Genomic DNA, 12,060 nt, shown 5'->3' with positions numbered 1-12,060 from the left:
GATTGCACCAAGAAGCTAGCAGCATAGTAAGATCATGGCGTAAACAGTTTCCAATGCCCTTCGGATACAATTTCGACAGCTCCATCGATTACTTTGATGGCGGTTTGATCATCAATTGCATACGCTGGCCCCTGCATCCCGGCGGCCCATCTCTCTGCTGCAGCCATCGTGTTATACGGCAGCATCTCGTGATCCAGGTGCGGAAAAATTGAAAATCGACCAGTCTCAGCGTTTCATCGCCACCGCCCGGTGGAGTCCAGCCAACGAAGAATTCACCAATGTTAGGTGCCATCACCATGCTCCCGGCGCTCAGTCCCACATAGACTGCGCGCAGCGACGGCAAAAGGTCTGCCAATCCGGATTTCCGCATCCAGTGGCACAGGTAGAGGCGTCGCCGCCCGCCACCAGCAGGACGTCCGTCTCCCGGACCAGCGGCACCCAGCGGTCTTCGTCGATGCTTGGCAGCGCTGTGAGCTCCAGCACACCGACGGACTTCCAGCCCAGGTCGACCATGCGATCCTCGGAATTCCCGCTGATGAACTGCCAGGCTTTGACGCCGGGGCCGACCCAGGGGTGTCCGTACATCGCGGTGGGGATGCACAGGGCGTTGGAGTCGGCGATCGGCTTGCCCAGCATGTCAACCAGCGCGTCGTGTATGCTTTTGTTATTGATGCCTCCAGATGTGAGTAGAAATTTCATAACTTCAACTCCTCGTCTTTGTGTTCGTCTGACGTTTAATCCTTCAGGATTTTCTATATTATACCATTTTGGCGCTACGCGTAAATTTGCCGTTACTGGTGATACGGTTCACCTTACCATTACTAAATTAATCTGCCCAATAGCTGAACATGCCGCCGATTGAATGTCGGCAGCCTGGTGTCATTGAACTATTTCGTACCCGTTAGAATTCCTGTGGAACGAATAATTTGGAATTTGAAAATAAAAGAGCGCCTCTGTACGATGGGAGTACTCGCAGTTAAAAGTGAAGCTAGAGATGTTCCTGCGAAGGCAGAGGCATATTTTTTGACGATTATAGTATCCTCTTTCTGCACCATTTAAGTCGCGTGAACTGAGTACGCTGGCAGGTTCTTCTCCGTTTGCCGGCCCCTTGTTTCGGGTCTTTTTCACTGAATTCATACTTGCAGCCCCCACCCTGTTTTATCGGTCTTCATTACTTAGCTTAGCGGTAACGGCGGAAGAATTGAATGTCCGGAACCAGAAGATCCGGCGCTTCCATTGCTGCAAAATGGGTACCTCGTTCAGTGATGATCACGTTAGCTGAACAAATGAAAAAGGCCGCTGATGCAGCCATGTATTCCACTATCGTACCCGTTGAGGCAGAGCAGTGTATACGCTTCTTCTGCCTTATATCTTATGACCTCAACCGCTTAAACACGTTAACTGTCATCAGTATGACTGACACGATGATGAGCAGACCGCCAAGCACTGCAAAAGGTATTCCAACCTCATGACTGTCCGTCGTGAAGATGACCATGCTCACGATCAGCATCGGCAGGCCGACGTTGTGCAGCCAGAACTGGATCCTCGCAAGTTTCGCGTCTCCTAATTCCGGATACGCCTTATAGATAAGGCCAATGATGGCTAACGAAGCCCAACCCACCAAGTTAATGTGTGCATGGACCGAAGTATACTCAAAAGCTTGGGTGCTTCCCATGACTAATCCAAGAATCGTTCCGATCAAAAAATAAATGACGGCCGCCTTAATAAACCGTACGCTCATGTATAATCCTCCCAACTATGATGATAAAGCAATCGATATTTCATCATCGTAGCACATGTTTAGATAATATTGGATACAATTTTTCGCTGCTTGTCACAGAAGTAAGTACCTTTAAATGAGCACTTTCCGAAAACTTATAAACTCGTGCAACCAAGTTGAGCCTAAATGATATTGAACAATCCTTCCCTGTTTGCACAAAAAATGAGCAGCACCGAGTTTCGGCCAGCTGCTCATTTTTATTAAACTATTGTACCCGTCGTATTATGAGGTCAGCCAGTGTCCTGGCGCGATACGGTTTACATCGCCGGAGTATAAATCCGTAATGATCCGCAAAGCGCGCGAACCGCTCATTCCAGAGAACCTCGCCGTTTTCGTCATGACCGGCAACGACAGTTTTCATATTGTCATACAAGCAGGTTTGCGTAACTCCGCCGAAGTAACCGAAAGCCCGGGTATGACAGCCCATTAGTGTTTCGAGTCGCTCATCTTCAGTAAACTCAACATACATAGTCCGCGAGTAACCGAGGACCGCGACGAATGCATATAACCGCTTGAATCTGTCTTCTTGCTGGACTTTGAAATGTCCCCAGTCCACTTGTGTTTGTTGCCCCGGCTTAGTCTCAAACCGCTCGGTTGCTTTCGATTGCATCGTTGGGCGAAGCGGCTGCATGAAGAGACGAAGGATTGTGCTGCTCCCGGTGTAGCCTCTCTCACGGATCTCGTCCAAAATGACCATAGCGTTTAGACAACCCTCTGTCATGCGGTTCCGAATGTAATCCTTGTAGCCATCTAGCTTTCCGGCAGTACTTTTACGCTGTGAATAGCTACTTGGCTGGTCTTGCTCCAACCACTTCCTCACAGTCTTTCGATCTCGCCCCAGTTCCTCTGCGATTTGACTTATGCTCATTGCTCTTTGCCTCATGTCTTTCATACGAAAAAACTCCCCGTTCTTAACCAATCTCGACTCTCTCCTCTCGGAGAGAATGTCGGCTTTTGGTGGGGAATTTTCAATCGATGATATTGAGGATTTTACAACCGATCATCACACTTCTCACCACACTCTGGGCAGGGGCCTGGATTTCCTCTGTCCATAATAGCAATGATTATGTCTCTCCAACCCGGATTCATCTAGCGCCCTCCCCAAATGATAATAAACCCTAATTTCGCTAATCCTCTTACCTTTTCCTTTATTACTCATAACTGCCCGGTAGCTGCAAAAGCAAAAAGGCCGCTGAATCAGCGGCTTATTCCACTATCGTTCCCACTTTAGTTTAGGGACACGATAAGCAAGTTATTTCAGCGGACCAAGTTTTGATGCACTAAAAAAAACGTCTCCAACTTTAATTGCAATCTCTTCTTGAGTGCTTTTCCCTATTATTTCAAATAGTGTTGTTCCCACTGGTTTGTCATTTGACTCTCCGTTATTGAGCGGCATTGGAGATTGAACACGATCAATCCTTCCGAGTTCTTTGCCTACATCTTTGACGGGTACTTCTGCTATGGAAAGACCATAGAGCGTATTGTTCCAAGCAACCGCACTTGGATAACTAGAGGAGGACTCAGATCCATTAGATATTAATCCGCCTTTTCCAGAACAGGCAGTAATAATCGTGAGTACACACAAAATGATGATGATACGCTTCATATGTATATCTTCCCTCCTCATAAAGTGAAACCTAGAAGCGCTCACTATAAGCTTTTTCATAGAAAAAAAGACACCTCTTGGTGTCTTGTTCATGCCTGCGAAGTATAGGCCACGACATCATCTATTTCAGTTTTCAACAACAAGTACCTATTCGTACTTCTCATGATGGGGACTTTGGTCAAACTGTTTTTATTCACAAATATTTTCATTTCATCCTTAGAAAGACCTAATGAGTCTCCCGCCTCTTTAACCGTCAAAACCAATTCATTACTGGTTGCGTTAAAGGTTTTCTTCACTTTCTGGTTCCAGTCTTGAAATACGGGCAATACAGGCATAAGTCTTCAACCTTTCTATGCTCAGCAGATTTATTCATAAGCTGCTGAGTCACTCCATTATACCACCAAATAAAGGCTTATCCTAAAAGTGAAGTCAACGCTCTTGAACAACGTCCAATTTCCTTTATCGTACCCGTTAGCTTTATAAAAATAGGCAGTCCTGCGTGGCTTCCAGAGTGTATTGTCATCATGATGTTACTCGGAACAGGCTGCCGTTTCTGCCGGCATTTGTCCCGGTTGAAGTGCCATCGCCTAGCGGGGGATTTTTTGTTTTATAACAGTGCTAATAAAACGGTAAAACAGAAGTCAATTCGCTCCAACCACAAAGACTTCCATTTAAACCATAAAATATGTATGATTGACGTTAAAATAACGTCTTTGTATAATTATGGGAAATGGTTAATAACCTTTTTTGTACGGGATTTTTAACCTTTTTAATATATTATCTGGGGGGAAACAGTTTTGAGAAGTGTAAAGAATACTTTAGCAATCTTCTCGGTCATTTTATTGCTTGTCGGCTGCAGCAGTTCGAAGCCAAGTGAAACCGCTTCCGCGCCTGCTTCGACCAATTCGCCGTCAGCTAGTCCCAGTCCCGCCAAAGCGAAGGTCATCAACCTTGGCAAGGATGTCGAGCTAGCCTCCATGGACTCCGCCATTGCAACCGACGGCTTGTCGTTCGAGGTCATTGCCGCGACCATGGAAGGGTTGTATACGATTGACGCCGCTGGTGTGGCTCAATTGGCCATGGCTGAGAAGGTTGATATGAGCGCCGATGGCTTAAAGTACACTTTTACCATTCGCGATGCCAAGTGGTCCAACGGAACCCCTGTATCAGCCAAGGATTTTGAATTTGCCTGGAAGCGTCTGGTCAACCCCGAAACCGCAAGCGAGTACAGTTTCATTATGGGCGTGGCCGGGGTTACAAACGCCGATGCGATCGTAGCCGGCGAAAAAACCATCGATGAATTGGGCGTCAAAGCAACTGATGATAAGACGCTCGTTGTCGAGCTCGACCGTCCGATTCCTTTCTTCAACTCGTTGATGTCCTTCCCCCCTTTCTATCCTATTAACGAAGCCTTCTATAAGGAAAAAGGCACCGAATACGCTCTGACAGCCGACGCGCTGCTGGCCAATGGTCCTTTCAAAATGAAAACCTGGGATGTTGGTGGAACTACCTTCTATCTTGAGAAAAACCCGGATTATTTCGACGCCGGCAAAATAAAAGTGGATGGCCTGAACTATCAGGTTATCAAAGACACCCAGCAATCGATTCTGGCTTATGAGAAAGGCGATCTCGACTATGTGAAGCTCTCCGGGGAACAGATTGTCAACTATCAGCAAAGCCAGGATTATCAGAATATCATGGCCGGTTACCTTTGGTATCTGTCTCCCAATCAGAAGGTTCCCGGCTTAGAGAATCTGAACCTGCGCAAGGCATTGTCGTTGGCCTATGACAAAAAAGCCATCGTTGACGATATTCTGAAGGATGGCGCGATCGTAGCCGATTTCGCCGTTCCTACGCTTCTTGCAACCGGTCCGGACGGTAAAGATTATCGGGAAACTGCCGGTACCTATCCTTCAACCGACAAAGCCGCGGCACTGAAATATTGGGAAACGGCAAAGAAAGAACTTGGCATTGACTCGATCAAGCTTGAACTCCTGTTCGAAGATACGGAATCCGCAACCAATGTCGCGCAGTTTATTCAATCTGAAATCGAAGGCACCCTGCCGGGTGTCAGCTTTGAACTCAAGTCACAGCCCAAGAAGAACCGCGTCGAGCTGATGCAGGAAGGTAATTACCAAGTTGGACTTACCCGTTGGGCCCGACTATGCCGACCCGATGACTTATCTGGACATGTGGACGATCGGCAGCCCGAACAACTATGGCTTATGGGAAAGCAAAGAGTATGACGATTTGGTCAATAGCGCCAGCAAAGGTGATCTTGCAAGCAAGCCGGAAGAAAGATGGGAAGCCTTGAAAAAGGCAGAAAAAATCGTCATGGACCAAGCGGTCATTTTCCCGATCTATCAGCAAGGGAATGCGGTACTCATCAAGCCTGAGGTAACGGGTATTGAGTTCCATTCCGTAGGAGTTAACATCTTCTACAAGAATGCCGACAAAAAGTAAAATGCAGGCAGGCCTCTTTATTAATTGATCGGCAGCTTATACGGATACCACTGCAGCCGGATTATAGTGCGCGGACTTTCTGCGGCTGTAATCCGGTATTTTGAGAGGTGAATGTATTGAACAAGTATGTGCTCAGGAGGTTGGGACTTGCGGCTGTTACCATCCTGGTTATTTTGCTGATTCTGTTTCTTATGCTTGAGTTAATGCCAGGATCGCCTTTTAACGATGAAAAGATAACCAAGGCGCAAAGAGCGGTACTGGATGCCAAATACGGATTGGATCAGCCGGTTCTAAGCCGCTTTATCCTTTATATCAAGGCCATGCTGAGCGGTGATTTCGGGGTTTCTTATGTCATCCAGAAGAACATGCCGATATCCACCATGCTGGAGGCTCGTCTTCCGGTTACGATACAGGTAGGCATCCAGGCTATACTGCTGGGTACGCTGATCGGACTCATTCTGGGCATTGTGGCTGCCTTAAAACACAACAGCTTCGTTGACAGCCTGACGACCTTTATTTCCGTTATCGGCGTCAGCTTTCCATCCTACGTGTTTGCTTTGGCTTTGTCTTATTATTTCGCCTCAAAGCTAGGGTGGTTTCCGATTCTATATGCCTCTTCACAACCGTTTGTCTCCACAATATTGCCGACCATAGCGCTCTCCATGTTTACCTTGGCCACGGTTGCTCGTTTTGCCAGGTCCGAAATGATTGAAGTGCTTGGCTCGGATTATATGCTGTTGTCGGAAAGCAAAGGGGTAAAGAGGCCAAGATTGATTCTCGTCCATGCGCTGCGCAACACGTTAATTCCTATTATTACCGTGCTTGCGCCGCTGGTGGTCGCTTTGATGACAGGAAGTCTGGTTATTGAGCAGATCTTCTCCATACCGGGAATCGGCAGCCTTCTCGTTATGGCCATCCAGGTCAACGATTACAACGTCATTATAGCCGTGGCCTTCATCTACAGCATTTTGTTTATTGCGCTCACACTAATAGTCGATGTCCTGTATGGGGTTATTGATCCGAGAATCCGTTTGGCTAAGGGGGACAAGCATGGGTAACAAGACTCCGACGTTCGATCGCAGCGACTTTGAATTGGCAGACAATAGCGAGCGAGTTCAAATCGACCACAATTATATTAGCCAATCCTATTGGAAGGACGCGTTTATTCGTTTTAAATCCAACAAAGGGGCTGTAGTCGGTCTCATCATGATCTTGATCATTTCCTTATTTGCCATAGTCGGTCCGATGATGAGCGATCATACTTATAAATCGGTTAATATTAGGCACAAAAGCCTGGCTCCTCGGATTGAAGGCTTTGAAAACTCGTTTATTTTCAATGGCGTCGCCAATAGAATCAACTCTTATGAGCAAAAGGGACTTGACGATGTGTACTATATTTTCGGGACCGATACGCTTGGCCGGGATTTGTGGACTCGCACCTGGATGGGCACGCGCATTTCTCTTTATATCGCTACCATCGCAGTAGCCATCGATATGCTGATCGGTATGATTTACGGCCTGGTTTCCGGATATTACGGCCACTCGATAGACAACGCAATGCAACGATTTATCGAAATTTTGAGCGGTATTCCCAATCTGGTCATTGTGACCTTGCTGATTGTTATCCTCAAGCCGGGGCTAGTGACGATTACGATTGCCTTGATGATAACCGGCTGGATTGGTATGAGCAGGGTGGCCCGGGCGCAGATGCTTAAATTGAAGGAACAAGAGTTTGTCCTGGCTTCCAAAACCTTGGGCGCCGGCAACTTCGCGATTATTTTCAAAGACATCTTACCTAATATTTTCGGACAGATCATCATCATGTCGATGTTCTCGATCCCGACCGCCATCTTTACGGAGGCATTCCTCGCTTTTATCGGTCTTGGCATTCCTCAGCCCATGGCTTCCCTAGGGTCGTTAATCAGCGAAGGCTTCAAATCCATGACCATATACCCCTATATGATCGCAGCGCCGGTTGTTGTGCTCGCCCTGTTGATGCTTAGCTTCAACCTCTTGGCCGATGGACTCAGAGATGCGCTGGACCCGAAAATGAAGGAAATGTAGGAGGGCGTTCAAGATGAGCGAAACTGTGCTTTCCATTCAACATTTATCCATATCCTTTAAGACTTCCAATGGCATGGTGAATGCGATTCGAGGCTTGGATCTGGATTTGTATAAGGGTAAAACCCTGGCCATCGTTGGGGAATCCGGAAGCGGCAAATCGGTTACCGTAAAAGCGATTATGAGAATCCTGAGCGGAAATCAAAAAATCAATTCCGGCTCTATTATCTTTAACTATGACCGCGATGGCGAAAAAGTCAGTGAAGATTTGCTGAAGTTATCCAAGAAGGAAATGCGTTCCCGGATAAACGGCAGGCGAATTGCCATGGTCTTTCAGGATCCGATGACATCGCTCAACCCCACAATGACCATAGGCAAACAAATTATGGAAAGTATGATCATCCACCAACTGAAGAAAAAGCGTACCGAGGCTTATCAGCGTGCCCTGGAGCTGCTGAGGCTGGTCGGTATCACCGATCCGGAGAAGCGAATGAAGAATTATCCCCACCAGCTATCCGGCGGGATGCGGCAGCGAGTCGTCATTGCCATTATGCTGGCGTGCGATCCGGAGGTGCTGATATGCGACGAGCCGACTACCGCTCTGGATGTGACCATTCAAGCTAAAATTTTGGAGCTAATTAAGGAAATTCAGGCGAAAACCCATATTTCCGTCATCTATATCACGCATGATTTGGGTGTAGTGGCCAAGGTAGCCGACTATGTTGCCGTGATGTATGCCGGTAAAATTGTGGAACGGGGAACGGTCAACGAGATATTCTACGATCCTAAGCATCCCTATACGTGGGGGCTGCTTTCCTCCATGCCGGACATCGACTCAGAGAACGAGAAGCTGTATACCATTCCCGGCAGTCCGCCCAATCTGCTCCATAAGATTGAGGGAGACGCTTTTGCACCGAGGAATGTCCACGCGCTTAAGATTGACTTCAAACAGGAGCCGCCCATGTTTAAAGTCACGGACACTCATTATGCGGCGACTTGGCTGCTACATGAAAACGCGCCAAAGGTGGAGATGTCCGAAACGCTGCGGCGAAGGATTGACAAGGTCGTAAAGGAGGCGGGGAGCCCATGGAAACAACTCCGCTCTTGAAAGTTACGAATTTAAAGCAGCATTTTAAAATGAGCAATAAATTTACGGTAAAAGCTGTGGACGGCGTATCCTTTGAAATACACGAGGGAGAAACCTACGGGCTTGTAGGCGAATCCGGGAGTGGAAAGTCCACGATCGGCAGATCGATCATTCGCTTGTACCAGCCAACCTCAGGCACAGTTACTTTTCAAGGCGTGAACATATCCGGTCCACTCAAGGCAAAGGAGCAGGTTCTGCTTCGTACCAAAATGCAAATGATCTTTCAAGACCCAATGGCCTGCCTGAATCCACGGAAAAAGGTCATCGACATCATCGCACAGGGATTGGATATTCATAAGTTATATAAAACAAAGCAGGAACGAAAGGAAAAGGTTGACCGGATTCTCAACAAGGTCGGTCTTTCTCGGGAGCACGCCAACCGCTACCCCCATCAATTCTCGGGAGGGCAGCGCCAGCGCATCGGCATTGCTCGGGCTCTGATTATGGAGCCTAAACTGATTATTGCCGATGAAGCAATCAGCGCGCTCGACGTGTCCATTCAGGCTCAGGTGGTCAATCTGATGAAGGATATCCAGGAAGAGACCAACACCGCCTTTTTGTTTATCGCGCATGATTTGTCTATGGTCAAGTACATATCCGACCGTATCGGGGTTCTCCATCTGGGTAATTTGGTTGAAACGGGTACAACCCAAGAAATTTTCGATCATCCGGTCCATCCGTATACCAAGTCCCTTTTATCTGCAATCCCTCATGCCAATCCGATCAAAGAAAAGAAGCGGGTACCCATATCGTATGATTACGCAACCAGCGGAGTCGATTATACCAAGGGCATTCAGCAGAAAATCTCCGATTCTCATAGCGTCCTGGCAACCGATGAGGAGATAAGAGCCTGGACCGGAGGCGCGATATAATTTCAAATCCTTCTCAGACAAGTATAACTATTTCTTGAATCAAAATGGCGTTGTTACAGCATTTTTATTTCGAGCAGCTCGTATTTAATTATTCCGGAAGGCGCGTTTACACTGATATTTTTGCCTTTTGTTTTTCCCAGGAGTACTTTACCCAAGGGGCTCTCGTACGATATCTTATTACTCGTCACATCAGCCTCGGCTGGACCTACAACTGTATACTCCACATTTTCGGCAAATTCTATATCATGGAGAATTACTGTAGAACCCACTTGAACAGTTGTAACGTCTAAACTCTGCGACTTGACTACACGAGCATTTTTGATCATATTCTGCAGGATCTTAATTCTCGTTTCCATGAACGACTGATCATTCTTTGCCGAATGATATTCACTATTTTCCTTTAAATCACCATAGCTGATTGCAACTTTAAGCCGTTCAGCAATTTCTTTTCGTTTTGTAGTTTTAAGCTCCTCGAGCTCCGACTGTAATTTATCAAAACCCTCTTGAGTCAATATCACTTCATTGTTAGCCATATGACAACTCCCACTTTGTTTGCATCGTTCCATTCTAACCTATAAACAGGTGGCTTACCTTATATTTATGGATTTGCCACAATATACTTCCTCGTCGTTACAAAAGGCCGCCAGCATTGATGCTAACGGCCCTTCGTGGTGTTGAAGCCCGCAGATTGCAGGCTTTGTGCAGATCATTATTTGCCGAAGGCTTGGGGATTTTCTCTCCAGGTTTGCAAAAGAGTAACGTCTTGATCGCTGATTGTGCCGCGGCGGCGGGCTTCTTCTACCAATGCGGTATAGTTCGACAAAGTGCGCAGCGGAATGCCTGCTTCTTCGAATGCTTGCTCGGCTTTCGCGAATTGATAGGTGAAAATGGCAAGCACACTCTGCACTTCTGCGCCTGCTTCTCTTACGGCCAACGCTGCTTTAAGCGAGCTGCCTCCGGTGGAAATGAGGTCTTCGATGACAACGACTTTCTGGCCGGGCTTGATCAGACCTTCGATCTGGTTCTGTTTGCCATGGCCTTTGGCCTTGTCGCGGATGTATGCCATGGGCAGATTCAGCTTCTGCGCAACCCAAGCCGCATGCGGGATTCCCGCTGTGGCGGTTCCGGCGATGACTTCTGCGTCGGGATAGTGAGCGCGGATCAAGGCGGCGAAGCCTTCTGCAATCGAATCGCGGATGGCCGGGAAGCTCATCGTCAAGCGGTTATCGCAATAGATGGGCGAAATAATGCCGGAAGTCCATGTAAAAGGCTCGTTCGGCCGCAAGCTTACGGCTCCGATATCCAGTAGATTTCCTGCGATCGCTGCCGGTAATTGCTCCAATGTCACTTTACTCATGCTTCGGTCATCTCCTTCAAAATATTTTCCAGCGCCTCGGCCGGTCTCGGTGCCCCGGTGATCGGTCGGCCGATGACAAGGTAATCCGTGCCGCCTCTGACCGCATCGCTTGGCGTTGTGATCCGGATTTGATCGCCCGCATCTGCGCCGCTCGGACGAATTCCCGGAGTTACCGTGATGAAATCCGAACCGCACGCACTCTTGATTGCAGCCACCTCCAAAGGGGAGGCGACCACGCCGTGAAGCCCCGCTTTCCGGGCAAATCGCGCATAGCGCACAACGGCGTCTTCCACGCTGCCGGCAATTCCGATTTCCTCGTTGAGCACCTGCTCGCTTGTACTCGTCAATTGGGTTACGGCAATGACAATCGGCGCCGCCGTCGTATGAGCCGCAGCCTCCTGTATTCCTTCGACGGCCGCGCTCATCATGGCCGCTCCACCCGCCGCGTGTACATTGAACATGTCCACTCCAAGCCGGGTGATGCTGCGCGCGCCTCCGCGAACCGTATTCGGAATATCATGCATTTTCAAATCCAAGAATACCCGAAAACCCCGAGCCTTTAATTCCCGCACAATAGCAGGACCCACAGCGTAAAACAGCTCCATGCCGACCTTCATCCAGCAGCCCGTACCGTACAGTTCGCTCGCAAGCGCCAGTGCCAATGCCGCGTCGGGTTTGTCCAACGCCACCATCACTTTATCGGCGGCTTCCTTCATCGTTAGTGATGCCATATGTGTGCCCCTTTCCGGCTTAAAATTCATAATGAAGCCCGAC

Annotated in this window: 14 protein-coding genes and 1 pseudogene; 6 read left to right on the top strand and 9 right to left on the bottom strand. The window is 48.1% G+C overall.

Annotated elements, in window-relative coordinates; translation table 11 throughout:
• Nucleotides 1-32: 32 nt before the first annotated feature.
• From SD71_RS13670 to SD71_RS13650, 6 genes and pseudogenes are all read right to left on the bottom strand, one after another.
• Nucleotides 33-699, bottom strand: a pseudogene (locus SD71_RS13670) (Type 1 glutamine amidotransferase-like domain-containing protein).
• A 481-nt stretch (nucleotides 700-1,180) separates the two neighbouring features.
• Nucleotides 1,181-1,312, bottom strand: coding sequence for a hypothetical protein (locus SD71_RS25615; RefSeq protein ID WP_268747745.1), 132 nt, complete (start codon nucleotides 1,310-1,312; stop codon nucleotides 1,181-1,183).
• A 60-nt stretch (nucleotides 1,313-1,372) separates the two neighbouring features.
• Nucleotides 1,373-1,741: a heme-copper oxidase family protein gene (locus SD71_RS13665; protein ID WP_041064147.1), complete on the bottom strand. Its 369-nt coding sequence runs from the start codon at nucleotides 1,739-1,741 to the stop codon at nucleotides 1,373-1,375.
• 244 nt (nucleotides 1,742-1,985) lie between these two features.
• The gene (gene istA / locus SD71_RS13660) at nucleotides 1,986-2,663 is read right to left on the bottom strand and encodes an IS21 family transposase (RefSeq protein ID WP_268747748.1); all 678 of its coding nucleotides are present in this window, start codon (nucleotides 2,661-2,663) and stop codon (nucleotides 1,986-1,988) included.
• 369 nt (nucleotides 2,664-3,032) lie between these two features.
• Nucleotides 3,033-3,386: a hypothetical protein gene (locus SD71_RS13655; protein WP_152619462.1), complete on the bottom strand. Its 354-nt coding sequence runs from the start codon at nucleotides 3,384-3,386 to the stop codon at nucleotides 3,033-3,035.
• 89 nt (nucleotides 3,387-3,475) lie between these two features.
• Nucleotides 3,476-3,712 carry a DNA-binding protein gene (locus SD71_RS13650; protein ID WP_152619473.1) on the bottom strand — a complete coding sequence of 79 codons (237 nt, stop codon included), beginning with the start codon at nucleotides 3,710-3,712 and terminating at the stop codon, nucleotides 3,476-3,478.
• A gap of 471 nt (nucleotides 3,713-4,183) precedes the next feature.
• On the opposite strand from SD71_RS13650, the gene SD71_RS13645 reads away from it, so the two are divergent.
• The 6 genes from SD71_RS13645 (at nucleotide 4,184) to SD71_RS13625 (ending at nucleotide 9,929) form a co-directional block, all read left to right on the top strand.
• A complete protein-coding gene (locus SD71_RS13645) occupies nucleotides 4,184-5,632 on the top strand; it encodes a peptide ABC transporter substrate-binding protein (RefSeq protein ID WP_152619461.1) in 1,449 nt (482 codons plus the stop codon).
• A 4-nt stretch (nucleotides 5,633-5,636) separates the two neighbouring features.
• The gene (locus SD71_RS23660) at nucleotides 5,637-5,849 is read left to right on the top strand and encodes a hypothetical protein (protein ID WP_161793393.1); all 213 of its coding nucleotides are present in this window, start codon (nucleotides 5,637-5,639) and stop codon (nucleotides 5,847-5,849) included.
• Between the two features lie 116 nt (nucleotides 5,850-5,965).
• Complete coding sequence (locus tag SD71_RS13640) at nucleotides 5,966-6,907, top strand: ABC transporter permease (RefSeq protein WP_041064138.1); 942 nt, start codon at nucleotides 5,966-5,968, stop codon at nucleotides 6,905-6,907.
• Nucleotides 6,900-7,913 carry an oligopeptide ABC transporter permease gene (gene opp3C / locus SD71_RS13635; RefSeq protein ID WP_041064135.1) on the top strand — a complete coding sequence of 338 codons (1,014 nt, stop codon included), beginning with the start codon at nucleotides 6,900-6,902 and terminating at the stop codon, nucleotides 7,911-7,913. Before SD71_RS13640 ends, opp3C begins: the two co-directional genes overlap by 8 nt.
• Nucleotides 7,914-7,926: 13 nt before the next feature.
• On the top strand, nucleotides 7,927-9,018 hold the full coding sequence (locus SD71_RS13630; protein WP_041064132.1) for an ABC transporter ATP-binding protein: 1,092 nt from the start codon (nucleotides 7,927-7,929) through the stop codon (nucleotides 9,016-9,018).
• The gene (locus SD71_RS13625) at nucleotides 8,997-9,929 is read left to right on the top strand and encodes an ABC transporter ATP-binding protein (RefSeq protein WP_041064129.1); all 933 of its coding nucleotides are present in this window, start codon (nucleotides 8,997-8,999) and stop codon (nucleotides 9,927-9,929) included. Before SD71_RS13630 ends, SD71_RS13625 begins: the two co-directional genes overlap by 22 nt.
• A gap of 53 nt (nucleotides 9,930-9,982) precedes the next feature.
• Here SD71_RS13625 and greA read toward each other — a convergent pair whose 3' ends face one another.
• From greA to pyrF, 3 genes are all read right to left on the bottom strand, one after another.
• A complete protein-coding gene (gene greA / locus SD71_RS13620; protein ID WP_041064127.1) occupies nucleotides 9,983-10,462 on the bottom strand; it encodes a transcription elongation factor GreA in 480 nt (159 codons plus the stop codon).
• Nucleotides 10,463-10,638: 176 nt separating this feature from the next.
• Nucleotides 10,639-11,286, bottom strand: a complete 648-nt coding sequence (gene pyrE, locus SD71_RS13615) for an orotate phosphoribosyltransferase (protein ID WP_041064124.1) — start codon at nucleotides 11,284-11,286, stop codon at nucleotides 10,639-10,641.
• Nucleotides 11,283-12,017 carry an orotidine-5'-phosphate decarboxylase gene (pyrF, locus tag SD71_RS13610; protein WP_235427116.1) on the bottom strand — a complete coding sequence of 245 codons (735 nt, stop codon included), beginning with the start codon at nucleotides 12,015-12,017 and terminating at the stop codon, nucleotides 11,283-11,285. The genes pyrE and pyrF overlap by 4 nt, the downstream gene beginning before the upstream one ends.
• Between the last annotated feature and the right edge of the window lie 43 nt (nucleotides 12,018-12,060).

The organism is Cohnella kolymensis (assembly GCF_000829465.1).
Lineage (GTDB): Bacteria > Bacillota > Bacilli > Paenibacillales > Paenibacillaceae > Cohnella > Cohnella kolymensis.
The sequence above is the reverse complement of the archived record's forward strand: the minus strand, read 5'-3'. Positions and strand labels throughout refer to the sequence as shown.

What these genes read in the sequence shown, in the direction of transcription:
- SD71_RS13655 (WP_152619462.1), bottom strand. Translation starts at nt 3,386, where the DNA reads ATGAAGCGTATCATCATCATTTTGTGTGTACTCACGATTATTACTGCC.
- SD71_RS13665 (WP_041064147.1), bottom strand. Translation starts at nt 1,741, where the DNA reads ATGAGCGTACGGTTTATTAAGGCGGCCGTCATTTATTTTTTGATCGGA.
- pyrF (WP_235427116.1), bottom strand. Translation starts at nt 12,017, where the DNA reads ATGGCATCACTAACGATGAAGGAAGCCGCCGATAAAGTGATGGTGGCG.
- SD71_RS25615 (WP_268747745.1), bottom strand. Translation starts at nt 1,312, where the DNA reads ATGGCTGCATCAGCGGCCTTTTTCATTTGTTCAGCTAACGTGATCATC.
- greA (WP_041064127.1), bottom strand. Translation starts at nt 10,462, where the DNA reads ATGGCTAACAATGAAGTGATATTGACTCAAGAGGGTTTTGATAAATTA.
- pyrE (WP_041064124.1), bottom strand. Translation starts at nt 11,286, where the DNA reads ATGAGTAAAGTGACATTGGAGCAATTACCGGCAGCGATCGCAGGAAAT.
- SD71_RS13630 (WP_041064132.1), top strand. Translation starts at nt 7,927, where the DNA reads ATGAGCGAAACTGTGCTTTCCATTCAACATTTATCCATATCCTTTAAG.
- SD71_RS13625 (WP_041064129.1), top strand. Translation starts at nt 8,997, where the DNA reads ATGGAAACAACTCCGCTCTTGAAAGTTACGAATTTAAAGCAGCATTTT.
- opp3C (WP_041064135.1), top strand. Translation starts at nt 6,900, where the DNA reads ATGGGTAACAAGACTCCGACGTTCGATCGCAGCGACTTTGAATTGGCA.
- istA (WP_268747748.1), bottom strand. Translation starts at nt 2,663, where the DNA reads ATGAGGCAAAGAGCAATGAGCATAAGTCAAATCGCAGAGGAACTGGGG.